23 protein-coding genes are annotated in these 24,579 nt (G+C 67.2%); 20 read left to right on the forward strand and 3 right to left on the reverse strand.

The features are described from left to right. Positions 1–172: 172 nt before the first annotated feature. Positions 173–1,198 carry a formate/nitrite transporter family protein gene (locus tag AB5S17_RS15675; RefSeq protein ID WP_369241001.1) on the reverse strand — a complete coding sequence of 342 codons (1,026 nt, stop codon included), beginning with the start codon at positions 1,196–1,198 and terminating at the stop codon, positions 173–175. 190 nt (positions 1,199–1,388) lie between these two features. On the opposite strand from AB5S17_RS15675, the gene AB5S17_RS15680 reads away from it, so the two are divergent. The 12 genes from AB5S17_RS15680 to AB5S17_RS15735 all read left to right on the forward strand — a co-directional run bounded on the left by AB5S17_RS15680 (position 1,389) and on the right by AB5S17_RS15735 (position 11,820). Further along, positions 1,389–1,697 (forward strand): septum formation initiator family protein, encoded by a 309-nt coding sequence (locus tag AB5S17_RS15680; RefSeq protein WP_369241003.1) that lies wholly within the window; start codon positions 1,389–1,391, stop codon positions 1,695–1,697. 302 nt (positions 1,698–1,999) lie between these two features. Beyond that, positions 2,000–3,145, forward strand: coding sequence for a pyruvate dehydrogenase (acetyl-transferring) E1 component subunit alpha (gene pdhA / locus AB5S17_RS15685; protein WP_369241005.1), 1,146 nt, complete (start codon positions 2,000–2,002; stop codon positions 3,143–3,145). A 16-nt stretch (positions 3,146–3,161) separates the two neighbouring features. Next, positions 3,162–4,640 (forward strand): pyruvate dehydrogenase complex E1 component subunit beta, encoded by a 1,479-nt coding sequence (locus AB5S17_RS15690; RefSeq protein WP_369241007.1) that lies wholly within the window; start codon positions 3,162–3,164, stop codon positions 4,638–4,640. 4 nt (positions 4,641–4,644) lie between these two features. After that, the gene (locus AB5S17_RS15695; RefSeq protein ID WP_369241009.1) at positions 4,645–5,148 is read left to right on the forward strand and encodes an SRPBCC domain-containing protein; all 504 of its coding nucleotides are present in this window, start codon (positions 4,645–4,647) and stop codon (positions 5,146–5,148) included. Positions 5,149–5,160: 12 nt separating this feature from the next. After that, positions 5,161–5,781: a Uma2 family endonuclease gene (locus AB5S17_RS15700; RefSeq protein WP_369241011.1), complete on the forward strand. Its 621-nt coding sequence runs from the start codon at positions 5,161–5,163 to the stop codon at positions 5,779–5,781. Positions 5,782–5,808: 27 nt separating this feature from the next. After that, positions 5,809–7,248 (forward strand): pyruvate dehydrogenase complex dihydrolipoamide acetyltransferase, encoded by a 1,440-nt coding sequence (locus AB5S17_RS15705; RefSeq protein WP_369241013.1) that lies wholly within the window; start codon positions 5,809–5,811, stop codon positions 7,246–7,248. A gap of 22 nt (positions 7,249–7,270) precedes the next feature. Continuing rightward, on the forward strand, positions 7,271–7,918 hold the full coding sequence (locus AB5S17_RS15710; protein WP_369241015.1) for an SGNH/GDSL hydrolase family protein: 648 nt from the start codon (positions 7,271–7,273) through the stop codon (positions 7,916–7,918). Between the two features lie 120 nt (positions 7,919–8,038). Continuing rightward, complete coding sequence (gene lpdA / locus AB5S17_RS15715) at positions 8,039–9,493, forward strand: dihydrolipoyl dehydrogenase (protein ID WP_369241017.1); 1,455 nt, start codon at positions 8,039–8,041, stop codon at positions 9,491–9,493. Between the two features lie 173 nt (positions 9,494–9,666). Continuing rightward, the gene (locus AB5S17_RS15720; protein ID WP_369241019.1) at positions 9,667–9,918 is read left to right on the forward strand and encodes a GlsB/YeaQ/YmgE family stress response membrane protein; all 252 of its coding nucleotides are present in this window, start codon (positions 9,667–9,669) and stop codon (positions 9,916–9,918) included. A gap of 41 nt (positions 9,919–9,959) precedes the next feature. Continuing rightward, complete coding sequence (gene lipA / locus AB5S17_RS15725; protein WP_369241021.1) at positions 9,960–10,934, forward strand: lipoyl synthase; 975 nt, start codon at positions 9,960–9,962, stop codon at positions 10,932–10,934. A gap of 12 nt (positions 10,935–10,946) precedes the next feature. Continuing rightward, a complete protein-coding gene (locus tag AB5S17_RS15730; protein WP_369241023.1) occupies positions 10,947–11,393 on the forward strand; it encodes a type II toxin-antitoxin system RatA family toxin in 447 nt (148 codons plus the stop codon). A gap of 160 nt (positions 11,394–11,553) precedes the next feature. Beyond that, positions 11,554–11,820 (forward strand): hypothetical protein, encoded by a 267-nt coding sequence (locus AB5S17_RS15735; protein ID WP_369241025.1) that lies wholly within the window; start codon positions 11,554–11,556, stop codon positions 11,818–11,820. Positions 11,821–11,908: 88 nt separating this feature from the next. Here the strand turns inward: AB5S17_RS15735 and AB5S17_RS15740 are convergent, their stop codons facing one another. Then, positions 11,909–12,460: a CinA family protein gene (locus AB5S17_RS15740; RefSeq protein WP_369241027.1), complete on the reverse strand. Its 552-nt coding sequence runs from the start codon at positions 12,458–12,460 to the stop codon at positions 11,909–11,911. Further along, positions 12,457–13,647, reverse strand: coding sequence for a bifunctional 2-C-methyl-D-erythritol 4-phosphate cytidylyltransferase/2-C-methyl-D-erythritol 2,4-cyclodiphosphate synthase (locus AB5S17_RS15745; RefSeq protein ID WP_369241029.1), 1,191 nt, complete (start codon positions 13,645–13,647; stop codon positions 12,457–12,459). Before AB5S17_RS15745 ends, AB5S17_RS15740 begins: the two co-directional genes overlap by 4 nt. Before the next feature lie 130 nt (positions 13,648–13,777). Between AB5S17_RS15745 and dusB the strand changes: the two genes are divergently transcribed. From dusB to hflX, 8 genes are all read left to right on the forward strand, one after another. After that, positions 13,778–14,851, forward strand: coding sequence for a tRNA dihydrouridine synthase DusB (gene dusB / locus AB5S17_RS15750; protein WP_369241031.1), 1,074 nt, complete (start codon positions 13,778–13,780; stop codon positions 14,849–14,851). A 3-nt stretch (positions 14,852–14,854) separates the two neighbouring features. Beyond that, entirely contained in the window at positions 14,855–15,994 is a 1,140-nt protein-coding gene (locus AB5S17_RS15755) for a nitrogen regulation protein NR(II) (protein ID WP_369241033.1), read from the forward strand. 7 nt (positions 15,995–16,001) lie between these two features. Beyond that, positions 16,002–17,447, forward strand: a complete 1,446-nt coding sequence (gene ntrC, locus AB5S17_RS15760; RefSeq protein WP_369241035.1) for a nitrogen regulation protein NR(I) — start codon at positions 16,002–16,004, stop codon at positions 17,445–17,447. Positions 17,448–17,527: 80 nt separating this feature from the next. Continuing rightward, entirely contained in the window at positions 17,528–19,765 is a 2,238-nt protein-coding gene (locus tag AB5S17_RS15765) for an ATP-binding protein (protein WP_369241037.1), read from the forward strand. A gap of 5 nt (positions 19,766–19,770) precedes the next feature. After that, positions 19,771–21,135 carry a sigma-54-dependent transcriptional regulator gene (locus AB5S17_RS15770; protein WP_369241039.1) on the forward strand — a complete coding sequence of 455 codons (1,365 nt, stop codon included), beginning with the start codon at positions 19,771–19,773 and terminating at the stop codon, positions 21,133–21,135. 135 nt (positions 21,136–21,270) lie between these two features. Beyond that, positions 21,271–22,647: a Trk system potassium transporter TrkA gene (trkA, locus tag AB5S17_RS15775; RefSeq protein ID WP_369241041.1), complete on the forward strand. Its 1,377-nt coding sequence runs from the start codon at positions 21,271–21,273 to the stop codon at positions 22,645–22,647. Positions 22,648–22,936: 289 nt separating this feature from the next. Beyond that, positions 22,937–23,185 carry an RNA chaperone Hfq gene (gene hfq / locus AB5S17_RS15780; protein WP_369241043.1) on the forward strand — a complete coding sequence of 83 codons (249 nt, stop codon included), beginning with the start codon at positions 22,937–22,939 and terminating at the stop codon, positions 23,183–23,185. 114 nt (positions 23,186–23,299) lie between these two features. Further along, complete coding sequence (gene hflX / locus AB5S17_RS15785; RefSeq protein ID WP_369241327.1) at positions 23,300–24,574, forward strand: GTPase HflX; 1,275 nt, start codon at positions 23,300–23,302, stop codon at positions 24,572–24,574. Positions 24,575–24,579 lie beyond the last annotated feature (5 nt).

A 24,579-nucleotide genomic window follows, 5' to 3' on the forward strand; every position in this document is an offset into this window, starting at 1 on the left:
GCCTCTGCTTCAGGAGCTGCCGCGGAGCCGCGGGGTCGCAGCCCCGGGGTACGTTCGGCTCTCTATCTTGGGAAACGGCCTCGGCGCGGGACGGCTCCCAACCTTTCCGGCGACCGACCGTCAACTGTCGGTGTTCACGGCCTGGCACGGGCAATCCGGCCGGCGCTGCGCGTCACGGCCGGGCGGTCGAGGCCTCCGCCTGCCGGCGCTGCTCGTTCCGCCCGAACGCCCAGTCCTTCCAGGAGAGCCGGTCGCCGTAGCGCTCGAACAGCTGGGCGTCTTCGTGCTCGGCGAACTGCGCATAGTTGAGGACGGCGACGAAGGTCACGCCGCCGACGATGTTGCCGAGGAGAACCGGCAGGACGAAGTTCGGAAACAGCGGAAGGAAGGCCACGTCCGGCGCGCGGAAGGCGAGGAAGAACACTTCCACCGAGGATGTGATGACGTGGAAGAAGCCGCCGACGCCGACGAAATACATCAGCACCCAGACGAACAGGATCTTCGAGACGGTGTCGCGCCCGCCATGCACCAGCCAGACCATGGCCGCGACGATCCAGCCGGCGATCATCCCCTTCGAGAACAGCGATCCCCATCCGGTCTCGTAGGCGTGGCGGCTGATCTCCAGCGCCTTCTTCAGCCGTTCAGGGCTGAGGACGTCGAAATAGCCGAGCAGCGCCGCAACGCCGATCGCACCGACGAGATTGGCGACGAGCACCACCGTCCAGAGCCGAAGCAGGTTGCGCAGGCTGGCGATCTTGGTCAGGACCAGCACCACCGGCGTCAGGGTGTTCTCGGTGAACAGCTGATAGCGGCCGAGCACGATGATCAGGAAGCCGACGGGGTAGAGGAGATTGCCGAGCAGGCCGGGCTCGGCCTCGTGCGCCGCGTCGGTGAAGACGACGCGGGCAAGGAAGGTCAGGCCGATCGCGCCGCCGGCGCCGAGGCCGCTCCAGAACAGGTATTTGTTCGTCGCGTCGAGCTCGTCGTCCGCGGTCGACAGGACGCGCGCGAAGATCTCCTCGAAGGCGAAATAGTCCGAGATCGTCTCCCCCTCGGAGGGGGCATTGGCAAGAGAGACCTCCGGGTCCGAGCGCCGCTTCTCGTCGGGATCGCGATCCTTTCTGAGCGCTGTAGCGCTGTCCTCGCGCTCCTCTTCCTGCGGAGCCTGCGACTGTTCCACTGAAGGCTGCGACGTCATCGGTGCCATCCTCGACAGACGGGTCCTGCGTGATCCGCAGCCGCCGAAGCAAAGGATAGCGCGCGAAGTGTCCAGCGGAAGTGACGTCAGCCCGGCCTGACGGCGGCTCGAAGCCCGGCCCACCGGCCGAACACGGTTTACGCGGCCTTAAGTCGCGGCTGGCAAACTGCGCCGAATCCGGAGGCAGTCCATGCGCACCATTCAGAAACGCCGAAGCTTCGTCGGGCGGCTGATCGTTCCCGCGATCACCGCCACCTTCCTCAGCTATTTCGCGATCCACGCCCAGAGCGGCCAGTATGGCATCCGCGCCAAGGCGACGCTCGCGCACCGCCTGGCCGAACGCAACGCGGAACTGGCGGAGCTGACACAGAAGCGGGAGCAGCTGGAAAGGCGCGTCCAGCTGCTGCACGACGGGACGCTGGAGCGCGACATGATCGACGAGCAGGCCCGCCGCGCGCTCAACGTCGTCAACGAGGACGAGATCGTGATTCTGCGATAACGATTTGCGGAGACGTGAATTGCTGCGGTTGCTAACAACAGACCGCCGTGGAACTGCCGGATCGCTGCCTCGGAGAGGAATTGCCTGCCCGTGTCAGGCAGGGCGTGAGTAAAGGGTTGCTCGCTACTTGCTGCAGCGCAGCAATTCCGAAAACCACATTTCGGTTAAAGTGCGCTTACAGGTCAATTTATAACCGTTTCCCGGTTAAAGACCGGCTCTCCGCTTGATGACCCTACCCCTGATCCTATAGTGCCTCCGGGCTAAGTGTAGCCGCATGACGGCGGGTCAAGATCGGAGGCACCATGGCGGCCAGACAGAGAAAATCCCCTGCAGGCGCGGAGAAGTCTCCGTCGACGCGGGGTGCGGGGCGCACGTCCGGCACGAAGGCGGCGACGGCTGCGACCAAGCAGTCCTCTTCGCAGATCGTCGAGACGCTGGAGCATTTCGATCCGCCGGCGCCCGCCGACTTCTCCCGTGACCAGGACAAGCGCGCCTATCGCGACATGCTGCTGATCCGCCGCTTCGAGGAGAAGGCCGGCCAGCTCTACGGCATGGGCTTCATCGGCGGCTTCTGCCACCTCTACATCGGCCAGGAAGCCGTCGTCGTCGGCATGCAGATGGCGATGAAGGAAGGCGACGAGGTCGTCACCGGCTACCGCGACCACGGCCACATGCTGGCGACCGGCATGGAGGCGCGCGGCGTCATGGCCGAGCTCACCGGCCGCCGCTCCGGCTATTCCAAGGGCAAGGGCGGCTCGATGCACATGTTCTCGAAGGAGAAGAACTTCTTCGGCGGGCACGGCATCGTCGGCGCGCAGGTGCCGATCGGCACCGGCCTCGCCTTCGCCAACCGCTACAAGGGCAACGACGCGATCTCGATCACCTATTTCGGCGACGGCGCGGCGAACCAGGGGCAGGTCTACGAGAGCTTCAACATGGCCTCGCTGTGGAAGCTGCCGGTGGTCTACGTGATCGAGAACAACCGCTACGCCATGGGCACCTCCGTCAACCGGGCGTCGGCGGAGACGAACTTCGCCCATCGCGGCATCTCCTTCAAGATTCCGGGCATCCAGGTCGACGGCATGGACGTGCGCGCGGTGAAGGCAGCGGGCGACCTCGCGGCCGAGCACTGCCGCAAGGGCGACGGGCCGATCATCCTGGAGATGATGACCTATCGCTATCGCGGCCATTCGATGTCGGATCCCGCGAAGTACCGCACCCGCGACGAGGTGCAGAAGATGCGTTCGGAGTCGGATCCGATCGAGCAGGTGAAGCGCCGGCTGATCGAGACGCACGGCATGTCCGAGGACGACGTGAAGGGCCTCGACAAGGAGGTCCGCGAGATCGTCGCCGACGCGGCGGACTTCGCGCAGAACGATCCCGAGCCGGACGTTTCCGAGCTGTGGACCGACATCTATGCGGACGAGATGCCGCAGGCGGCCGAGTAAGGGGTGGGACTGACCAATGCCGACTGAAATCCTGATGCCCGCCCTGTCTCCGACCATGGAGGAGGGTACGCTCGCCAAATGGGTGAAGCAGGTGGGCGACACCGTCTCCGCCGGCGACGTGATCGCCGAGATCGAGACCGACAAGGCGACCATGGAGGTCGAAGCCGTCGACGAGGGCAAGCTCGGCAAGATCCTGGTCGAGGCCGGCTCCGAGGGCGTGAAGGTCAATACGCCGATCGCGCTGCTCCTCGGCGAGGATGAGGACGAGAGCGCGCTGGAGAACGGCGCTGCCACGGGCAGCCAGCGCGGCGCCCCGGCGTCCGCGGCCGAAGACACCTCCGCCAGCGCCCGCCGCACCGACGAGGCGCAGGGCGCCGGCGCAAAGCCGGAAGCGCCGGCCGCCGCCGTCGCCGACATCTCGGCCCGGCGCGTTCCGGCCGAGGGCAAGGTGCATCCCGATCCCGAGGACGATGTCGGTCAGTACGCGCAGGAGATCCCCGAGGGCACGGAGATGGTGACCGTGACGGTGCGCGAGGCGCTGCGAGACGCCATGGCCGAGGAGATGCGCAAGGACGAGCGCGTCTTCGTCATGGGCGAGGAGGTCGCCGAGTATCAGGGGGCCTACAAGATCACGCAGGGGCTGCTCGACGAGTTCGGCGCCCGCCGGGTCGTCGATACGCCGATCACCGAGCACGGCTTCGCCGGCCTCGGCGTCGGCGCGGCCTTCGGCGGCCTGAAGCCGATCGTCGAGTTCATGACCTTCAACTTCGCCATGCAGGCGATCGACCAGATCATCAATTCGGCGGCGAAGACGCTCTACATGGCCGGCGGCCAGATGGGCTGCCCGATCGTGTTCCGCGGCCCGAACGGCGCCGCGGCCCGCGTCGCGGCGCAGCACAGCCAGGACTATGCCGCCTGGTACAGCCACATTCCCGGCCTGAAGGTCGTCCAGCCCTATACCGCGGCCGACGCCAAAGGCCTGCTGAAGTCGGCGATCCGCGACCCGAACCCGGTGATCTTCCTCGAGAACGAGATCCTCTACGGCCATTCCTTTGAGATTCCGAAGCTCGACGACTGGACCGTGCCGATCGGCAAGGCCCGCATCCACAAGCCGGGCACGGACGTGACCATCGTCTCCTTCGGCATCGGCATGACCTATGCCGTGAAGGCGGCGGAGGAACTGGCCAAGGAGGGGATCGACGCTGAGGTGATCGACCTTCGCACGATCCGTCCGATGGACCTCGACACGGTCGTGCGCTCGGTGAAGAAGACCAATCGCTGCGTGACGGTCGAGGAAGGCTTCCCGCAGAACTCGGTCGGCGGCCACATCGCGTCCGAGCTGATGGTCCGCGCCTTCGACTATCTCGACGCGCCGGTCCTGAAGATCTGCGGCAAGGACGTGCCGATGCCTTATGCGGCCAATCTCGAGAAGCTGGCGCTGCCCTCGGTCAAGGAAGTGATCGATGCGGTGAAGGCGGTCTGCTACCGGGACTGATCTGATGGCGGCAGGTGCGGCGGAAGCGACAGGCGACGACGGGGTGCCGCAGGGCGCCGCGATCGTCGTCACCCGCGACGTCGGCGCGCCGCCGCAGCAGGTCTGGCGCTGCCTGACTGCGCCGGAGTGCTTCAAGGTCTGGTGGCAGGAACATCTGAGCTTCGAGCCGAAGCTCGGCGGCCGCTTCGCCGCACCCTTCGTCGATCCTTCGGGGAAGGGGCGCAGCGTGACGGCGGAGGTCACCGCCTATCATCCGCCGAAGGGCTTCGTCATGGTCTGGGCCGACGAGGCATGGGATTTCGACACCGTCGTCTCCGTCTCGTTGGAGCCGACCGGGGCCGGGACCCGCGTGACGATCGAGCATCAGGGCTGGGAGGGCGCGCCGGAGGCCGACCGCGCCGCGTTTCTCCTCGACCACCGCGCCGGCTGGGAGCATCATCTGGACAGTCTGGCCTCACATGCGGAGACGCATGACCACGGAGCGGACGGGGCGGACGAAGGGCCATGAGCGGAGGCGACCATGTCCAGCGCTGAAGCATTGCCGCGTCGGGAGCGTGTGGCCGCGACCTATGCCGATCTCGAAGCCGTGCCGTCGCATCTCGTCGCCGAGATCCTCGACGGCGAGCTGGTGACGCATCCGCGGCCGGCGCCGAAGCATGCGGCTGCGGCGTCCTGCCTCGGTGCGGAACTGGTCGACGCTTTCGGCCGTGGCCGCTCGGGACCGGGCGGCTGGATCATTCTCGACGAGCCGGAACTGCACCTCGGCTCGGATGTTGTCGTGCCGGACATTGCCGGCTGGCGACGCGAGCGCCTGCCGACGCTGCCGGAAACGGCCTTCATCGCGGTCGCGCCCGACTGGGTCTGCGAGGTCGTGTCGCCGTCGACCGAGCGCTACGACCGCGGAGAGAAGCGCCTGATCTATGCCGATGCCGGCGTCAGGCACATGTGGCTCCTCGACCCGCGCGCCGAACTGCTCGAGACCTTCGCGCTCGTCGATGGGAACTGGATGGTCGGCACGACGATGTCCGGTTCCGATCCTGTGTCCGCACCGCCCTTCGACGCCATTTCCTTTCCCCTGTCGGTGCTCTGGCCCTTCGGCCAGCAGCATGCCGGCAGCGAAACCCAACAGAACGATCACTAGGGACCCGCCGCAAGCGGAGACGACGCCATGCCGATCAATGTCACCATGCCCGCGCTGTCGCCGACGATGGAGGAGGGCAACCTCGCCAAGTGGCTGGTGAAGGAGGGGGATACGATCTCCTCGGGCGACGTGATTGCCGAGATCGAGACCGACAAGGCCACGATGGAGGTCGAGGCGGTCGACGAGGGGACCGTCGCGAAGATCCTCGTGCCGGCCGGCACCGAGGGCGTGAAGGTCAACGCGGTCATCGCGATCCTCGCCGCCGAAGGCGAGGACGTCTCCGACGCGGCGAAGGCCGGCAATGGCGGCGGCGCGCCGCAGGGCGGGGACGCCAAGGGCGGCGTCATGGCGGAGAACGCCAAGGCAGACGATGCCGCGACCGGTTCGGTGGAAGAGGCCAAGGAGCCGGCGATGCGCGGCGACAGCCGGGCGACCGGCGGCAACGGCGCATCGGCTCCGGCCGCCTCTCCGGCGCCGGCCGCGAACGGCGACGCCAAGTCCGAGGGCGGCCGCGTCTTCGCTTCGCCGCTGGCGCGGCGCCTCGCCAGGGAGGCAGGCGTCGACATCTCGGCGGTGAGCGGCTCCGGCCCGCATGGCCGCGTCGTCAAGGCCGACATCGAGTCGGCGAAGGCCGGCGGCACCGCGAGGAAGCCGGCGGACGCTGCGCCCCAGGGGGCCGCCGAGCCGCAGGCTGCGGCCGCACCGATCGCCAAGGCGGCGAGCGACGAGTCGATCCTGAAGCTCTTCCCGGAAGGCTCCTACGAAAAGGTGCCGCATGACGGGATGCGCAAGACCATCGCCAAGCGCCTCGTCGAGGCGAAGACGACGATCCCGCATTTCTACCTGACGGTCGACTGCGAGCTCGACGCGCTGCTGGCGCTGCGCAAGCAGCTGAACGACGCCTCGCCGATGATCAAGACCGACGCAGGCGACAAGCCGGCCTACAAGCTCTCGGTCAACGACATGATCATCAAGGCGCATGCGCTGGCGCTGAAAGCCGTGCCGATGGCCAACGCCTCCTGGACCGAAGGCGCCATGCTGATCCACAAGCACGCCGATGTCGGCGTCGCGGTGTCGATCGAGGGCGGGCTGATCACGCCGATCATCCGCCGCGCCGACGAAAAGACGCTCTCGGCGATCTCCAACGAGATGAAGGACCTCGCCAAGCGCGCCCGCGCCCGCAAACTGAAGCCGGAGGAATACCAGGGCGGCACCTCGGCCGTCTCCAACCTCGGCATGTTCGGCATCAGGGACTTCTCCGCCGTCATCAACCCGCCGCATGCGACGATCCTCGCGGTCGGCGCCGGGGAGCAGCGTGCCGTCGTGAAGAACGGGGCCGTGTCCGTCGCGACGGTGATGACGGTGACGCTCTCGACCGACCACCGCGCGGTCGACGGCGTGCTCGGGGCGGAGCTGATCAGCGCCTTCAAGCAGCTGATCGAGAACCCGATGTCGATGCTGGTCTGAGACGAGAGACGAGGGCAGGCGCATGAAGACGATTCTCTGCTACGGCGACTCCCTCACCTGGGGCTACAACGCCGAGACGGGCCTGAGGCACGAGCACGATGTGCGCTGGCCGAACGTCTTGTCGAAGGCGTTGGAGAAAGAGGCCTACGTCATTACCGACGCGCTGAACGGGCGCACCACGGTGTTCGACGACCAGATGGTCTCGGCCGAGCGCAACGCGGTGAAGACGCTGCCGACGGCGCTGGGCGCGCATCAGCCGCTCGACCTCGTCATCCTGATGCTCGGCACCAACGACCTGAAGAAGCACACCGGCGGCGGCCGGGTGTTCGAATCGCGCCAGGGCATGGAGCGGCTGGTCGAGATCGTCCTCGGCTTCCCCTATCAGCGCGGCTACACCGTTCCGAAGATCCTGATCGTCGCGCCGCCGATCTTCTGCGAGACGACCGAGCCGGATTTCGCGCTGCTGCTCGGCCATGCGGTCGAGGAATCGCAGCATTTCCGCTCCGCCTTCACCAAGGTGGCAGAGGAATACCAATGCGCCTTCTTCGACGCCTCCGAGGCGTGCGAGACGACGCCGCTCGACGGAATCCACCTTTCGGCGGAGCACACGAAGGCACTCGGCGAAGCGCTGATCGAGCCGGTGCGCAAGCTTCTGGCCGACGACGCATGACGATGGCGCCGGGCAGCCCGGCGCCGTGGGCATGGCTCTGCGCTGGCGGCCGGTGCATGGCGCACCCCATCGATCCCTTCGTCGAAACAGACAACGAACAAGCGTCCGGGGAGACGACCCATGGCTGACACCTACGACATCCTGATCATCGGCGGCGGCCCCGGCGGCTATGTCGCGGCGATCCGCGCCGCCCAGCTCGGCTTCAAGACGGCGGTGGTCGAGCGCGAGCATCTCGGCGGCATCTGCCTCAACTGGGGCTGCATCCCGACCAAGGCCCTGCTGCGCTCGGCCGAGATCTTCCACTATGCCGAGAACGCCGCGAATTACGGGCTGAAGATCGCCAAGCCGGACTTCGACATCGAGGCGGTGGTGAAGCGTTCGCGCGGCGTCTCGGCGCAGCTGAACGGCGGCGTCGGCTATCTCATGAAGAAGAACAAGATCGACGTCATCTGGGGCCAGGCGAAGATCGCGAAGGCGCCGAAGGGCGGGCCGGTGGAGGTCGCCGTCGGCAAGATCGAGAAGACGGTGGTCGAGCCGCAGAACCCGATCCCGAAGGGCGTCCTCGGCGAGGGGACCTACAAGGCCAAGCACGTGATCGTGGCGACCGGCGCGCGCCCGCGCGTCCTGCCCGGCATCGAGCCGGACGGCGATCGGATCTGGACCTATTTCGAGGCGATGAAGCCGAAGGCGATGCCGAAGAGCCTGATCGTCATGGGCTCCGGCGCCATCGGCATCGAGTTCGCCTCCTTCTACCGGACGATGGGCGCCGACGTGACCGTCGTCGAGCTGCTGCCGCAGATCATGCCGGTGGAAGACGCCGAGATCGCAGGGATCGCGCGCAAGCAGTTCGAGAAGCAGGGGCTGAAGATCCTCACCGACGCCAAGGTGTCGAAGGTCGAGAAGGGCGGCAACGGCGTCACCGTCACCGTCGAGACCAAGGACGGCAAGTCGCAGACGCTGAATGCGGAGCGGCTGATCTCCGCCGTCGGCGTCATGGGCAACACCGAAGGGCTCGGCCTCGAAGAGGCGGGCGTCCAGATCGAGCGCGGCATCGTGAAGATCGACGGCTACGGGCGGACCAATGTCGAGGGCATCTACGCCATCGGCGACGTTGCCGGCCCGCCGATGCTCGCCCACAAGGCCGAGCACGAGGGGACGATCTGCGTCGAGAAGATCAAGGGCCTCGACGTCCATCCGATGAAGAAGACCGAGATCCCCGGCTGCACCTATTGCCAGCCGCAGGTCGCCTCGGTCGGCCTGACGGAGGCTAAGGCCAAGGAGGCCGGCCGCAAGGTCAAGGTCGGCCGTTTCAACTTCCGCGGCAACGGCAAGGCGATCGCGCTCGGCGAGCCGGAGGGCCTGGTCAAGACGGTGTTCGATGCCGAGACCGGCGAGCTTCTCGGCGCGCACATGGTCGGGGCCGAGGTGACCGAGCTGATCCAGGGCTTCGTCATCGCCATGGGCCTCGAGACCACCGAGGAAGAGCTGATGCACACCTGCTTCCCGCATCCGACCCTGTCGGAGATGATGCACGAGAGCGTGCTCGACGCCTTCGGCCGCGTCATCCACATGTAATGCCGGGCGCCGGGCCGCGCGCCTCTGCTCGGGCGCTCGCAACGCGCCCACGGCAGGTGCCTGTCCCGTTGCCTCACGCCCGCCATCGCGATTTTGTCGACGCCGTCCCTTGCGGGGCGGCGTTTTCGCCTCATCTTTTCGCCGACTATCGATTGCCTGAAGGAGAGAGCGGCATGGGTTGGTTGGGTGCGATCATCGTCGGCGGCATTGCCGGCTGGCTGGCCGAGAAGGTCATGCGCAGCGACATGGGCGTGATCATGAACATCATTCTGGGCATCGTCGGCGCGGTGGTGCTCAATGCCATCCTCGCCGCCTTCCACGTCATCGGCTACACCAGCCACTGGTCGTGGGCCTATCTGATCGTCGGCTTCATCGGCGCCTGCCTGCTGATCTTCGTCTTCCGGCTGATCCGCGGACGCGCCTGAAACGATTGCGCCAGAGCCCTCGGCGGCCTAAATAGCCGGTCATGGTCACCGTGCTCGACAACCGCTCGCCGGCCGAGGCTCAGCCCCGGCCGCGGCATCCCGAAAAAGCCCATCGTCCGGACAATGCCGCGACCCAGCCGAAACCGGACTGGATCCGCGTCAAGGCCCCGGTGTCGAAGGGCTATTACGAGACGCGCGCGATCGCGCGGGACAACAAGCTCGTCACCGTGTGCGAGGAGGCCGGCTGCCCCAATATCGGCGGCTGCTGGGAGAAGAAGCACGCGACCTTCATGATCATGGGCGGGATCTGCACGAGAGCCTGCTCCTTCTGCAACGTCTCGACCGGCAAGCCGCACGGGCTCGACCAGAGCGAGCCGGAGAGCGTCGGCCGCGCCGTCGCCGCGATGGGCCTCGCCCATGTCGTGATCACCTCGGTGGATCGCGACGACCTGCCGGACGGCGGGGCGGAGCACTTCGTCCAGACGATCCGCGCCATCCGCGCCGCAGCGCCTGGCACGACCGTCGAGATCCTGACGCCGGACTTCCTGAGGAAGCCGGGCGCGCTGGAGCGCGTCGTCGAGGCCAAGCCCGACGTCTTCAACCACAATCTCGAGACCGTGCCGTCGAACTATCTGACGGTGCGGCCGGGCGCGCGCTACTTCCATTCCATCCGGCTGCTGCAGCGGGTGAAGGAACTCGATCCGACGATCTTCACCAAGTCCGGCATCATGGTCGGGCTCGGGGAGAAGCGGAACGAGGTGCTGCAGCTGATGGACGACCTGCGCACGGCCGACGTCGACTTCCTCACCATCGGCCAGTACCTGCAACCGACCAAGAAGCACCATCCGGTGATCGCCTACGTCACGCCGGACGAGTTCAAGTCCTACGAGACCGTCGCGCTGACCAAGGGCTTCCTCGTCGTCTCCGCCAGCCCGCTGACCCGCTCCTCGCACCATGCCGGCGAGGATTTCGAGCGCCTGAAGGCGGCGCGGCTCGCCCGCCAAGCCGCCGCCTGAGTTTCCGTTCCGATGCCGAAATTCGAAACGACCCGCCGCGTCCGCCACACGCCGGAGGAGATGTTCGCCCTCGTCGCGGACGTCGAGAAGTATCCGGAGTTCCTGCCGCTCTGCCAGCGCCTGGTGATCCGCTCGGAGCGCGAGAAGGAGGGCAAGCGCCTGCTGATCGCCGACATGACGGTCGCCTACAAGATGGTGCGGGAAACCTTCACCTCGCAGGTGCTCCTGAAGCCCGAGGAGAACGAGATCGACGTCTCCTACGTCAACGGCCCGTTCAGATATCTCGACAACCGCTGGACCTTCGAGCCGGCGGGCGAGGGCGGTTGCGACGTGAAGTTCTTCATCGACTACGAGTTCAAGAGCCGCACGCTCGGCCTGCTGATGGGCTCGATGTTCGACTTCGCGTTTCGCCGGTTCGCCGAGGCGTTCGAGCAGCGGGCGGACAAGATCTACGGCTGAGGCGGATGGCCGGCACGCCCGGCGCCGGCCAAGGGCCGGCGTTGCGCTCGCGCACTGCCACCTCGCTCACACGTTCCTGAACCGTGTTGCGAAATTTTTAGTGGTCGGCTGCCGATCCGGGCCTTACTCTCCTGCCATCATGTTCAGTCAGGAGAATTCGATGCGCGGTCCGACGCTCGATCCGCAGTTCGATTGGATTCGGGCGGGCCTCAGCGACGGGCTCGGGCGGACCGCGTTCTGCGTCTCCCGAAGCCAGCAGACGCTCGAATTCCAGGCCGAGCGGCTTCAGGCGAGCTACGCTGCCGTCGAAAGCGCGCGAAAGCTCTTGCGGGATACGGCGGTCGGCGGAACGGCCGGCTCCGTCACCGCAAGCCGCGAAGCCGCTACGCTCCGGCGGAACATCGGCCCGGAGAACGGCAGGCTGTAGGCGCCCTCATCGCCACGCTGCCGCTGTCGGCCAAAGCGGATCGCTTGGCGTCCGGGGCGACCGGATCGCGCCGATGCCGCGCTTCCAGTCAGCGTCGCTCCAGTGCCGCCGCCAACATCTCCAGGGCCACCCGCACCGACGCCGCGCGCACCTGCGCCCGGCCGATGTCGCCGAAGCGCTCTTCGCGATGCGCTGTGCCGGCCGGGCCCGCGCAGGCGAAGTGGACGAGTCCGACCGGCTTCACGTCGGAGCCGCCGCCGGGTCCCGCGATGCCCGTGATCGAGACGGCCGCGTTCACGCCCGCCCGCTGTCGCGCGCCCTCGGCCATCTGCCGCGCCACCGTCTCCGACACCGCGCCATGCGCCGCCAGCGCCGCCGGATCGACGCCGAGCATGTCGATCTTCGCCTGGTTGGAATAGGTGACGAAGCCGCGGTCGAGGACGGCGGAGGAGCCGGCGATGTCGGTGATCGCGCCGGCGACGAGGCCGCCGGTGCAGGATTCGGCGGTGGCGAGCGTCCAGCCGGCGGCGGCGTAGCGCTCGACGATCGCGCGGGCGAGGGCGGCCGTGTCTCCGGCGGCAGCGACAGGAGCCGCGTTCGCAGCGTGTGTGCCTTCGCCTGACGGTCCGCTCGCGCTCATCCCTGCTCTCCATAGGATACGCTCGCCGTCGCGATCGCGGCGATGCCCTCGCGGCGGCCGACGAAGCCGATCGTCTCGTTGGTCGTCGCCTTGACCGACACCCGGTCCCGCGAAAGCCCGGTCATCGCCGCGACCGCCTCGCACATCGCCTCGCGGTGCGGCGCGATCTTCGGCGCTTCGCAGATCAGCGAGATGTCGGCGTTCATGATCCGGCCGCCGCGTTCTTTCACGATCTCCACCGCCCGCTCGACGAAGATGTGCGAGGCCGCGCCGCGCCATTGCGGATCGCTGGGCGGAAAATGATCGCCGATATCCCCGGCTCCGCAGGTCGCGAGCAGCGCATCCGTCAGCGCGTGCAGGCAGACGTCGGCGTCGGAATGGCCGTCGAGCGTCTGGTCGTGGGGAATGCGCACGCCGCAGAGCGTCACGTGGTCGCCCGCGACCAGCCTGTGGACGTCGTAGCCGTTGCCGGTCCGCACGTCGATCATCTCTGGGCTTCCTTTCAGCTTGCGGTCCGCCAGCGCGATGTCGTGGGCGGTGGTGAGCTTGACGTTTTCGGGGTGGCCGCCGACCAGGCGCACCGGCAGGCCGGCCCATTCGGCGATCGAGGCGTCGTCGGTGAAGTCCGAGCGGCCGGAGAGTGACGCCGCGTCGTGTGCGGATCGGATCGCCTGATAGGGAAAGCCCTGCGGTGTCTGCGCGCCGAACAGGCCCTTGCGGTCGATCGTCTCGTGGATGTGCGAGTCGCCGGTCGCGCGCTTCAGCGTGTCGGCGATGGCGAGGGCCGGGATCGCGCCGCGATCGTCGGAGACTTCGGCGATGACGGCCTCGATCAGATCCGCTTGGAGGAAGGGGCGTACGCCGTCGTGGATCAGCACGATGTCCGGCGGATCGTCGCCGAGCGCCGCCAGTCCCATCCGCACCGATTCCTGCCGCTCGGCACCGCCGGTGACGATCGTCAACCCGTCGCGCGCAGGGCCGAGCGCGCGCGCCAGGAGATCCCCGTCATCCGGATGGACGACGAGCACGATCTCCCCCACCGCGGGATGGCTCCGGAACCGCTCCACCGTATGGGCGAGGACGGGGCGGCCTCCGATCGTGCGGTACTGCTTCGGTCCCTCCTGCGACTGCCCGGCGCGTTCGCCGCGCCCGGCAGCCACGATGATCGCGGCGACTGTCCGCTCCATTCACCCAACCCTCCCTTTCGATCGCTGCGGATGGATCATAAAAGGAGCGATCTTCGCAAGCGCAACATGCTTGTCTTTTGAGCATGCCCCGATAAAGTACATCGCAGTGATGCAAGAATCGACACCGCTCATGAACGCTCAAACTTTAAGCGAGAGCGCCGGTCCGGCTGCGGTCGGGAAAGCGTGGACGCTCGACCGCCTGACGTTGAAGAACCGCGTCCTGCTCGCGCCGCTCTCCGGCATCTCGGACGTGCCGTTTCGCCGGCTGGCGCGGCGTTTCGGCGCGGGCCTCGTAGTGTCGGAAATGATCGCCAGCGGCGAGTTCGTCAAGGGCGACGCCGAGGCGCTGAAGCGGGCGATGCGTGACGGCGACGGTCCGCATGCGGTGCAACTCGCGGGCCGCGATCCGGCCTGGATGCGCGCGGCCGCCGAACGCCTCGCTGCCGAGGGCGCGGACCTCATCGACATCAATTTCGGCTGCCCTGCGAAGAAGGTCGTCGGCGGCCTCTCGGGCTCGGCGCTGATGCGCGAGCCCGATCTCGCATTGCGCCTGGTCGAGGCGACGCTCGCCGGCGCAGGCAACGTTCCGGTGAGCGTGAAGATGCGGCTCGGCTGGGACCGGCAGTCGCTGAATGCGCCTCAGATCGCGCGCCGGGCGGAAGAAGCCGGCGTCGCGATGATCACCGTCCACGGGCGTACGCGCGCCGACTTCTACGAGGGCACCGCCGACTGGAAGGCGATCGCGGCGGTGAAGGCGGTGGTGTCCGTGCCGCTCATCGCCAATGGCGACCTCGTCCGGCCTGAGCAGCTGCCGCGCATGCTGCGCGAGAGCGCCGCCGATGCCGTGATGATCGGCCGCGGCAGCCAGGGTCGGCCGTGGCTGCCCGGCCTCGTGGCGGGCGCCGTGCAGGAGGCGGACCTGCGGTCGATGTCGCTCGCCGACCTCGTGACGGAGCACTACGAGGCGATGCTGTCGCATTACGGCGTCCAGACCGGCCTGCGGCATGCGCGCAAGCACCTCGGCTGGTATCTCGACCGCTTTGCGGCTGCCGTCGGGCCGGTGCCGGGGGAAGAGCGCGCTGCGGTGATGACCGGCCGCTCCCCGGATGCGGTGATCGCGCTTCTGCGAAGCCTGTTTGGAAACGCGCGCCTGTCGGACGTCGAGCCGTCCTTCGCCGACGCACCCTTGGCGGAGGCCGCCTGAGCCATGTCCAGTCACTCCGATCTCGTCGCACCCGACACGCCGGAAACCCGGATCCTCAACGCGCTGTCGCATCCCGTCGTGGTGATCGACCCCGAGGGCCGCTTCCGCTTCGCCAATTCGGATGCCGAACAGTTCTTCTCCGCCGGCATGTCCTACCTCGCCAAGCGTCGGCTGCAGGATTTCGTCCCCGGCGACAGTCCGCTCTTCGGCCTGATCGAGCAGGTGCGGCGCGAGCAGTCGCGCATCAGCGAATACAGGGTGGACATCTCTTCGCCCCGGCTCGGTGGCGAGCGCATCGTCGACCTCTACGTCTCGGCGCTGGCGGACGATCCGGATCTCGTCGTGGTGATGATCCAGCTGCGCTCGATCGCCGAGAAGATGGACCGGCAGCTGACGCACCGCTCGGCGGCCCGGACCGTCACCGGCCTCGCCGCCATGCTGGCGCACGAGATCCGCAACCCGCTCTCGGGCATCAAGGGGGCGGCGCAGCTGCTGGCGAGTTCGGCGAGCGACGAGGACCGGACGCTGACCCGGCTGATCCAGGAGGAGAGCGACCGGATCGTCAAGCTGGTCGACCGCATGGAGGTGTTCTCCGACCAGCGCCCGATCGAACGCTCCGCGGTCAACATCCACTCCGTGCTGGAGCATGTGAAGACCCTCGGCCGCAACGGCTTTGCCCGCGGCATCAAGGTGACCGAGCTCTACGATCCCTCGCTGCCGCCCGTCTACGCCAACCGCGACCAGCTGGTGCAGGTGTTCCTCAACCTCCTGAAGAACGCGGCGGAGGCGGTGCGCGACAAGGAGGATGCCGAGATCAAGCTCTCGACGGCCTTCAAGCCCGGGGTGCGCCTGTCCGTCCCGGGGTCGAAGGACCGGGTGACGCTGCCGCTGGAGTTCTCGGTCGAGGACAATGGCGACGGCGTCCCGGACGACATCCGCGAGAACATCTTCGACCCGTTCGTGACCACCAAGCCCTCAGGCTCCGGCCTCGGCCTCGCGCTGGTCGCCAAGATCGTCGGCGACCACGGCGGTGTCATCGAATGCGAGTCGCAGCCGGGCCATACCGTGTTCCGGATCCTGATGCCCGCCTGGCGTGAATCCTTCGCCGAAGACCCCAACGACACTTCCGGAATGCAAGGCTGAGAGTACCATGGCAATGCAGATCCTCGTCGCCGACGACGATGCCGCGATCCGGACCGTCGTCTCCCAGGCGCTGATGCGCGCCGGCTTCGAAGTGCGCGTCACCTCGAACATCGCGACGCTCTGGCGCTGGATCTCCGCGGGCGAGGGCGACCTCGTCATCACCGACGTCCTGATGCCCGACGGCAACGCCTTCGACACGCTGCCGAAGATCAAGAACTCGCGCCCGGACCTGCCGGTCATCGTCATGAGTGCGCAGAACACCTTCATGACGGCGATCAAGGCGTCCGAGAAGGGCGCCTACGACTACATCCCGAAGCCCTTCGACCTGACGGAGCTGGTCTCGATCGTCCGCCGGGCGCTGTCCGAGCCGAAGCAGGGCGCCAAGAACGGCGCGGGCGACGAGATGCAGGAGGCGATGCCGCTGGTCGGCCGTTCGCCGGCCATGCAGGACATCTACCGCGCGCTCGCCCGCATGATGCAGACCGACCTGACGGTGACGATAACCGGCGAGTCCGGCACCGGCAAGGAGCTGGTCGCCCGCGCACTGCACGACTACGGACGGCGGCGGAAGGGGCCGTTCGTGGCGATCAACATGGCGGCGATCCCCCGCGACCTCATCGAGTCGGAGCTCTTCGGCCACGAGAAGGGCGCCTTCACCGGCGCCCAGGCGCGCGCCAGCGGGCGATTCGAGCAGGCCGAGGGCGGCACGCTCTTCCTCGACGAGATCGGCGACATGCCGATGGAGGCGCAGACGCGGCTGCTCCGGGTGCTGCAGCAGGGGGAGTACACCGTGGTCGGCGGACGCACGCCGATCGCGACCGATGTCCGGATCGTCGCCGCCACCAACAAGGACCTGCGCCAGCTGATCAGCCGCGGCCTGTTCCGTGAGGACCTGTTCTACCGCCTCAACGTGGTGCCGCTGCGCCTGCCGCCGCTGCGCGAGCGCATCGAGGATCTGCCGGACCTCGCGCGGCACTTCTTCCAGCAGGTCGAGAAGGAGGGTCTGCCGCGCAAGACGCTGTCGCAGGGGGCGCTCGACGTCATGCGCCGCTATGCCTGGCCCGGCAATGTCCGCGAACTCGAGAACCTGGTTCGCCGGCTGTCGGCGCTCTATCCGCAGGACGAGATCTCGGCGGAACTCGTCGAGCACGAGCTCACCAACGACGCGGTCCGCGCGCCAGGACTGGACGTCGACGGCAGCAAGGCCGTGGACTTGTCGACGGCGGTCGAGCGCTATCTCGCTGAGTATTTCTCCTCCTTCGGCGAGGACCTGCCGCCGCCGGGCCTGCACGGCCGAATCCTGCGGGAGGTGGAATATCCCTTGATCGCAGCCGCTTTGGCGGCGACGCGTGGAAATCAGGTGAAGGCGGCCGATCTTCTTGGGGTGAACCGGAACACGCTGCGAAAGAAGATCCGGGATCTTGATATTTCCGTCGTCCGATCGATCAGATAGCTGGAAATTTCTTCGGTTTCGTTGCAGTTTAGACACATTCCGTTGCTCAGTGGCAACGGCCACCTGAGCTGCAGCCAAGAATGACATCGCACCCGATTCAGTCCGACACCGAGATCCCGTTTCTTCTGGAACGCCGGCGCTTCATGCTGGTGCCGGGACTTCTCGCGGTCGTCGGCGCGCTGATCACCGGCGCGATCTCGTTCGTCGTGCTGATGGGCCTGACGCCGATCGCGCCGACCGACACGATCGTCACCATCGCCTCTATCGTCAACGGCGCCTTCGTCGTGGTGCTGTGCGTGCTGATCGGGCGCGAGGTGCTGCGCATGTTCCGGGCGCGGCGCAAGGGGCGGGCGGCTTCGCGCCTGCATATCCGCATCGTCGTCCTGTTCTCGATCGTCGCGGCGCTGCCGGCGCTCCTGGTGGCGATCGTCGCCGGCGTGACCCTCGATCTCGGCCTCGACCGCTGGTTCGGTATGCGCACGCAGGCGATCATCGACTCCTCGATCAGCGTCGCCCGGGCCTATGTCAACGAGAACGCCCGCAACCTGCAGGGCTCGACGCTGTCGATGGCCTACGACCTGGACCAGCAGCGCCGGCTCTACGATCTCGACCGGACCGGCTTCGAATCGCTGCTGACCGAACAGGCGAGGGGACGCTCGCTGCTCGGCGCGCAGCTGCTGCGGCCGGACGGCACGCCGTTCATGAAGGCGAATGTGCCGGTCGGAAAGCCGCTGCCGGCTCCGCCCGCCGACGCGCTGTCCCAGGCGGCGGAAGGCAATCTGGTCTTCATTCCGCCGGGCGTCACGAACCTCGTCGGCTCGATCATCAAGCTGCGGCAGCTCACCGACGCCTACCTCTATACGGTGCGGGCAGTGGATCCCCAGGTGATGGAATCGCTGCGCCTGATGGAGGAGCGGACGGCGGAATATTCCGATCTCAAGAGCAACCGCTTCGGCCTGCAGATCGCCTTCGCGCTGCTCTATCTCGGCATCACGCTGATCGTCCTTCTCTCGGCGATCTGGACCGGCATCGGCGTCGCCGATCGGCTGGTCCGCCCGATCCGGCTGCTGATTGGAGCGGCCGACGAGGTCTCGGAGGGCAATCTCTCCGTCTCGGTGCCGGTGCGCGTCTCGGATGGCGACGTCGGCTCGCTGTCAAACACCTTCAACAACATGATCCTGCAGCTGCGGAGCCAGCGCTCGGAGCTGGTCCATGCCAAGGACGTCATCGACGAACGCCGGCGTTTCACCGAGGCGGTGCTGTCCGGCGTCACTGTCGGCGTCCTCGGCGTCGAGCAGGACGGCACCATCTCGATGCTCAACCCTTCGGCCGAGCGGATCCTGTCGGTGGACGCCGAGGAGGTGATCGGCCGCAAGCTCGACGAGGTCTTCCCGACCATCGGCCGCATCCGCGACGCTGCCTCGCAGTCGCGCCGCCCGGAGTATCAGGAGGAGCTGAAGCTCAAGATCGGCCAGCGCGAACGCACGCTGGCGGTGCGCATCACCTCCTCCGGCGACGGTGAAGGCGGCCAGTCCAACGTCGTCACGCTGGACGACATCACCGATCTCGTCGATGCCCAGCGCACCTCGGCCTGGGCCGACGTCGCCCGGCGCATCGCGCACGAGATCAAGAATCCGCTGACGCCGATCCAGCTTTCGGCCGAGCGGATCCGCCGGCGCTACGGCAAGCGGGTCGAGGACGACCGCGAGGTCTTCGACCGCTGCATCGAGACGATCGTGCGCCAGGTGTCCGACATCGGCCGCATGGTCGACGAGTTCTCCACCTTCGCCCGCATGCCGAAGCCGAAGATGGAGAACAAGGATCTGCGCGAGGCGCTGCGCGAGGCGATGTTCATGCGGGAGATGGGCGATCACGGCATCGCGTTCGAAGCCGACATCCCCGATCGGCCGATGCTGGGTTCCTACGACATCCGTCTTCTGTCACAAGCCTTCGGAAATCTCGTCAAGAACGCGGTCGAGTCGCTCGAGGCGACGGAAGGTCTCGCCGGCCGGATCACGATCCGCGCCCGCGCCGGCGACGAGTTCCACAGCGTGGACATCATCGACAACGGCCGCGGTTTCCCGCGGGAGAATCGTGATCGTCTGCTCGAGCCCTACATGACGACGCGCGAGAAGGGCACCGGCCTCGGCCTCGCCATCGTCCGCAAGATCATCGAGGACCACGGCGGGGAGATCTCGCTCGAGGATGCACCCGATCAGCCGCAGGGCGCGATGGTGAGAATGAGGCTTCCGTCCGGTACGGCTGCCGCAAGAGACGGGTCCGTGAGCGAGAACGAGACCGCAGAAAGGATTGGGTGAGAGCCATGGCATCGGACATCCTGATCGTCGATGACGAAGCCGACATCCGCGAGCTGGTCGCGGGGATTCTCGAGGACGAGGGGCACGAGACGCGCACGGCCGGCGATTCCGACGCCGCCCTGCAGTCCATCGCCGACCGCGTGCCGCGACTGGTCTTCCTCGACATCTGGCTGCAGGGCAGCCGGCTCGACGGGCTCGACCTCCTGGACGCGATCAAGGCGCAGCATCCGGAAGTGCCGGTGGTGATGATCTCCGGCCACGGCAATATCGAGACCGCCGTCTCGGCGATCCGGCGCGGCGCCTACGACTATATCGAGAAGCCGTTCAAGGCCGACCGCCTGCTGCTGGTCGCCGAGCGCGCGCTGGAGACGTCCAAGTTGAAGCGCGAGGTCCTCGACCTACGGCGCCGCTCTTCGGACTTCTCGGAGCTGATCGGCAAGTCGCAGCCGATGAACCAGCTGCGCACGCTGATCGAGCGCGTCGCCCCGACCAACAGCCGCGTGATGATCCTCGGCCCGTCCGGATCCGGCAAGGAGATGGTGGCGCGCGCGATCCATGCAGCCTCCAGCCGCGCCGAAGGACCCTTCGTCGCCCTGAACGCCGCCGCCATCACGCCGGAGCGCATGGAGATCGAGCTGTTCGGCAACGAGACGCCGCCGGGCGTCGAGCGCAAGGTCGGTGCGCTGGAAGAGGCCCATCGCGGCGTCCTCTATCTCGACGAGGTCGCCGACATGCCGCGCGAGACGCAGAACAAGATCCTGCGCGTCTTGACCGAACAGACCTTCGAGCGCGTCGGCGGCTCGAAGCGCGTGAAGGTGGATGTCAGGATCATTTCCTCGACGTCGCAGAACCTCGAATCGATGATCGCCGACGGGCTTTTCCGCGAGGATCTCTACCACCGCCTCGCCGTCGTTCCGATCCCGGTGCCGCCGCTCGCCGATCGCCGGCAGGACGTGCCGCTGCTGATCGATGCGTTCATGAAGCAGATCAGCGAGCAGACCGGCATCAAGCCACGCGCGATCAGCCCGGAGGCGATGGCGGTGCTGCAGTCGAGCGACTGGCCGGGCAATGTCCGCCAGCTCCGCAACAACGTCGAGCGCCTGATGATTCTTGCCCGCGACGGCGATGCGGAGGAGGCGATCTCCGCCGACATGCTGCCGAACGAGGTCGGCGACATGCTGCCGAGGACGCCAAGCCAGGCGAACGGCCAGATCCTGGCGCTGCCGCTGCGCGATGCGCGCGAGGTGTTCGAGAAGGAATATCTCGTCGCCCAGATCAACCGCTTCGGCGGCAACATCTCGCGCACCGCCGAATTCGTCGGCATGGAGCGCTCGGCGCTGCACCGCAAGCTGAAGTCGCTCGGCATCTGATCGCGCGCCGCCGCTGCTGGTGTTGCGCGATCCGCCGCGTCGGCGTGCGGGCCATCCTCCGCGGGAGGGCTTTGCGGGCGACCCGCTTGCGGTCTATGCACATCGCTCAGCAACGATCGCCAGAGGGGCGTCTGAATGAAGGTTGTCATCTGCGGTGCGGGACAGGTCGGCTACGGCATCGCCGAACGGCTGGCGTCCGAGCGCAACGACGTGTCGGTCATCGACACCTCCCACACGCTCGTCCAGGCAATCCGCGACAATCTCGACGCCCGCGGCTTCGTCGGGCACGGCGCCCATCCCGACGTTCTGGCAGAGGCCGGCGCCGAGCAGGCGGACATGATCATCGCCGTGACGCTGCACGACGAAGTCAACATGATCGCCTGTCAGGTCGCGCATTCGCTGTTCAACGTGCCGACCAAGATCGCCCGCATCCGCTCGCAGAGCTACCTGCATTCGCACTGGCAGGACCTGTTCTCGACCGACAACCTGCCGATCGACGTGATCATCTCGCCGGAGCTGGAGGTCGGCGAGATGGTATTGCGCCGCATCTCGCTGCCGGGCGCGATGGACGCGGTGCGTTTCGCCGACGACAAGATCGCCATGGTGGCGATCGAGTGCCGCGAGGATTGCCCGGTCGTCAACACGCCGCTCGACCAGCTGACCGACCTGTTTCCCGATCTCAACGCCACCGTCGTCGGCATATGGCGGGGCGAGCGGGTGTTCATCCCGGCTTCCGCCGATCAGATGGTTCCGGGCGATGTCGCCTATGTCGTCGCCGAGCGCTCGCATGTGCGCCGGACGCTCGGCCTGTTCGGCCACGAGGAGCCGGAGGCGGGGCGCATCGTCGTGGTTGGCGGCGGCAATATCGGCTTCTATGTCGCCAGCCAGATCGAGCGGCGCAATCTCGGCACCAAAATCCGCATCGTCGAGGCAAATCACGAGCGCGCGGTCGCGATTGCCGACAGTCTGCGACGCACGATCGTGCTGCACGGCAACGGCCTCGACCAGGCGATCCTGGAGGAGGCCGATATCGGCACGGGCGATCTTCTCGTCGCCGTCACCAACGACGACAAGGTCAACATCCTCTCCAGCGTCATGGCCAAGCGGCTGGGCTGCAAGGGCAACCTCGCCCTTCTGAACAATCCGGAGTACCAGGGCTTCACGCGCACGCTCGGGATCGACGCCTTCATCAATCCGCGCACGGTGACGATCTCGAAGGTGCTGCAGCACGTGCGGCGCGGCCGGATCCGGGCGGTGCATTCGATCCAGAATGGCATCGCCGAGGTGATCGAGGCGGAGGCGCTGGAAACCTCGCCGCTGGTCGGTACGCCGCTGCGGGATCTCGACCTGCCGGACAATCTGAGGATCGGCGCGATCTACCGCGAGGGCAAATACGTCAAGCCGAGCGGCCAGATGAAGGTGAGGGCGAAGGACCGCGTCGTCATCTTCGCAGCGGCGAGCGCGGTGCGCCATGTCGAGCAGATGTTCCGGGTCAGCCTCGAATTCTTCTGACCGGGTCTCGAGGCGGCGCCCCAGGACGCCCGTCGGCCCAGGCGCCGACATTGTCCGTCCGTCACGCGCAGCCGGAGCGTTCACGGCCGCCGACCGTGGCACAGCTCGGCTTTCGCATCGTCTTTGCGTGCGCGTGCGAAAGTCCGGCTTTACGACGGCGCTGCGAAAGACCACATTCATGCATAAGCCGTCGGCGCCGACTGCTTACCCCCAGGCGATGCGGCACCGCGGCCGGCGAAACGGAGATTTCGAGCCGCTGCGGAAGAACGATAACAAGGAAAGCCCATACATGGCTGAGCGCACCCAGCACCTCCAGGACCTCTTTCTCAACACGGTCCGCAAGCAGAAGATTTCGTTGACGATCTTTTTGGTCAACGGCGTGAAACTGACCGGCGTGGTCACCTCATTCGACAATTTCTGCGTTCTGCTTCGCCGCGACGGGCACTCGCAGCTCGTCTACAAGCACGCCATCTCCACCATCATGCCGTCGCAGCCCGTCCAGATGTACGAGGGCGGCGACGAGGACAGGACCAACTGATTGGCAGAATTCCGCGAAACCGGGCCGCGCGGCCCGATCGAACACAAGAGCGTCGCGACGAGAGCGGCGGTCTTCGTCCCGACCTTCCGCAACTTCACCTCGGCGGACGAGAGCATGGGCGCGGGATCGGAACTCGTCCGCCGCAGCGACGAGGCCCGTCTCGCCGAGGCTCTGGGCCTTGCTGCGGCCATCGACCTCGAGATCGTCGCCAGCGGCGTCGTCACCGGTTCCAGGCCGCGTCCGGCGACCCTGATCGGCACCGGCAAGGTCGAGGAGTTGAAAGGCGTCGTCGCGGCCGAGGAGATTGGCCTCGTCGTCTTCGACCACCCGCTCACCCCCGTGCAGCAGCGCAATCTCGAAAAGGAGCTCGGCACCAAGGTGCTTGACCGCACCGGCCTGATCCTGGAGATCTTCGGGCGCCGTGCGCGCACCAAGGAAGGCCGGCTGCAGGTCGATCTCGCCCATCTCAACTACCAGCGCGGCCGTCTCGTGCGCTCCTGGACCCATCTCGAGCGCCAGCGCGGCGGTGCCGGCTTCATGGGCGGCCCCGGCGAGACGCAGATCGAGGCCGACCGCCGGCAGCTGCAGGACAAGATCAAGAAGCTCGAGCGCGAACTGGAGCAGGTGAAGCGGACGCGCCAGCTGCACCGCGCCAAGCGCCAGAAGGTGCCGCATCCGGTGGTCGCCCTCGTCGGTTACACCAATGCCGGCAAGTCGACGCTGTTCAACCGGCTCACGGGGTCGGACGTGTTCGCCAAGAACCTCCTGTTCGCGACGCTCGACCCGACGCTGCGCCGGACCACGCTGCCGCACGGCACCGAGGTGATGTTCTCCGACACGGTCGGCTTCGTCTCCGACCTGCCGACGCATCTCGTCGCCGCCTTCCGGGCGACGCTGGAAGAGGTGATCGAGGCGGACCTGATCCTGCATGTGCGCGACATGGCCGATCCCGACACGCTCGCCCAGGCCGAGGACGTTCGCAAGATCCTGCACGACCTCGACATCGATGCGGAGGATACGAGCCACGTCGTCGAGATCTGGAACAAGATCGACCTTCTGGACGAGGCGGGCCGCCAGCATCTGGAGACGGCGCGTGACGGGCTGCCCGATCCTGCGGCCGCGCATCTCGTCTCGGCGGTGACGGGCAAGGGGACGGACGCGCTCCTGACCGAGATCGAGCGGCGCATCGCCGGCTCGCTCTGCGAACTCTCGCTCGACGTCGCCCCCGATGCGATGAGGGTACTGCCCTGGCTCTACGAGAACGCCTCGGTGCAGACGCGCGACGACCGCGACGACGGCGCCGTCTCGCTGACGGTCGAGCTGACGGCGCAGGCCCGCACGGAGCTGCGGCGGCTCAGCGAACAGGTCGGCGGCCTCTCGATCCACTGAGGCGA

The organism is Jiella sp. M17.18 (assembly GCF_041027365.1).
Lineage (GTDB): Bacteria > Pseudomonadota > Alphaproteobacteria > Rhizobiales > Rhizobiaceae > VKMB-3413.

What these genes read in the sequence shown, in the direction of transcription:
- AB5S17_RS15675 (WP_369241001.1), bottom strand. Translation starts at nt 1,198, where the DNA reads ATGACGTCGCAGCCTTCAGTGGAACAGTCGCAGGCTCCGCAGGAAGAG.
- AB5S17_RS15680 (WP_369241003.1), top strand. Translation starts at nt 1,389, where the DNA reads ATGCGCACCATTCAGAAACGCCGAAGCTTCGTCGGGCGGCTGATCGTT.
- pdhA (WP_369241005.1), top strand. Translation starts at nt 2,000, where the DNA reads ATGGCGGCCAGACAGAGAAAATCCCCTGCAGGCGCGGAGAAGTCTCCG.
- AB5S17_RS15690 (WP_369241007.1), top strand. Translation starts at nt 3,162, where the DNA reads ATGCCGACTGAAATCCTGATGCCCGCCCTGTCTCCGACCATGGAGGAG.
- AB5S17_RS15695 (WP_369241009.1), top strand. Translation starts at nt 4,645, where the DNA reads ATGGCGGCAGGTGCGGCGGAAGCGACAGGCGACGACGGGGTGCCGCAG.
- AB5S17_RS15700 (WP_369241011.1), top strand. Translation starts at nt 5,161, where the DNA reads ATGTCCAGCGCTGAAGCATTGCCGCGTCGGGAGCGTGTGGCCGCGACC.
- AB5S17_RS15705 (WP_369241013.1), top strand. Translation starts at nt 5,809, where the DNA reads ATGCCGATCAATGTCACCATGCCCGCGCTGTCGCCGACGATGGAGGAG.
- AB5S17_RS15710 (WP_369241015.1), top strand. Translation starts at nt 7,271, where the DNA reads ATGAAGACGATTCTCTGCTACGGCGACTCCCTCACCTGGGGCTACAAC.
- lpdA (WP_369241017.1), top strand. Translation starts at nt 8,039, where the DNA reads ATGGCTGACACCTACGACATCCTGATCATCGGCGGCGGCCCCGGCGGC.
- AB5S17_RS15720 (WP_369241019.1), top strand. Translation starts at nt 9,667, where the DNA reads ATGGGTTGGTTGGGTGCGATCATCGTCGGCGGCATTGCCGGCTGGCTG.
- lipA (WP_369241021.1), top strand. Translation starts at nt 9,960, where the DNA reads ATGGTCACCGTGCTCGACAACCGCTCGCCGGCCGAGGCTCAGCCCCGG.
- AB5S17_RS15730 (WP_369241023.1), top strand. Translation starts at nt 10,947, where the DNA reads ATGCCGAAATTCGAAACGACCCGCCGCGTCCGCCACACGCCGGAGGAG.
- AB5S17_RS15735 (WP_369241025.1), top strand. Translation starts at nt 11,554, where the DNA reads ATGCGCGGTCCGACGCTCGATCCGCAGTTCGATTGGATTCGGGCGGGC.
- AB5S17_RS15740 (WP_369241027.1), bottom strand. Translation starts at nt 12,460, where the DNA reads ATGAGCGCGAGCGGACCGTCAGGCGAAGGCACACACGCTGCGAACGCG.
- AB5S17_RS15745 (WP_369241029.1), bottom strand. Translation starts at nt 13,647, where the DNA reads ATGGAGCGGACAGTCGCCGCGATCATCGTGGCTGCCGGGCGCGGCGAA.
- dusB (WP_369241031.1), top strand. Translation starts at nt 13,778, where the DNA reads ATGAACGCTCAAACTTTAAGCGAGAGCGCCGGTCCGGCTGCGGTCGGG.
- AB5S17_RS15755 (WP_369241033.1), top strand. Translation starts at nt 14,855, where the DNA reads ATGTCCAGTCACTCCGATCTCGTCGCACCCGACACGCCGGAAACCCGG.
- ntrC (WP_369241035.1), top strand. Translation starts at nt 16,002, where the DNA reads ATGGCAATGCAGATCCTCGTCGCCGACGACGATGCCGCGATCCGGACC.
- AB5S17_RS15765 (WP_369241037.1), top strand. Translation starts at nt 17,528, where the DNA reads ATGACATCGCACCCGATTCAGTCCGACACCGAGATCCCGTTTCTTCTG.
- AB5S17_RS15770 (WP_369241039.1), top strand. Translation starts at nt 19,771, where the DNA reads ATGGCATCGGACATCCTGATCGTCGATGACGAAGCCGACATCCGCGAG.
- trkA (WP_369241041.1), top strand. Translation starts at nt 21,271, where the DNA reads ATGAAGGTTGTCATCTGCGGTGCGGGACAGGTCGGCTACGGCATCGCC.
- hfq (WP_369241043.1), top strand. Translation starts at nt 22,937, where the DNA reads ATGGCTGAGCGCACCCAGCACCTCCAGGACCTCTTTCTCAACACGGTC.
- hflX (WP_369241327.1), top strand. Translation starts at nt 23,300, where the DNA reads ATGGGCGCGGGATCGGAACTCGTCCGCCGCAGCGACGAGGCCCGTCTC.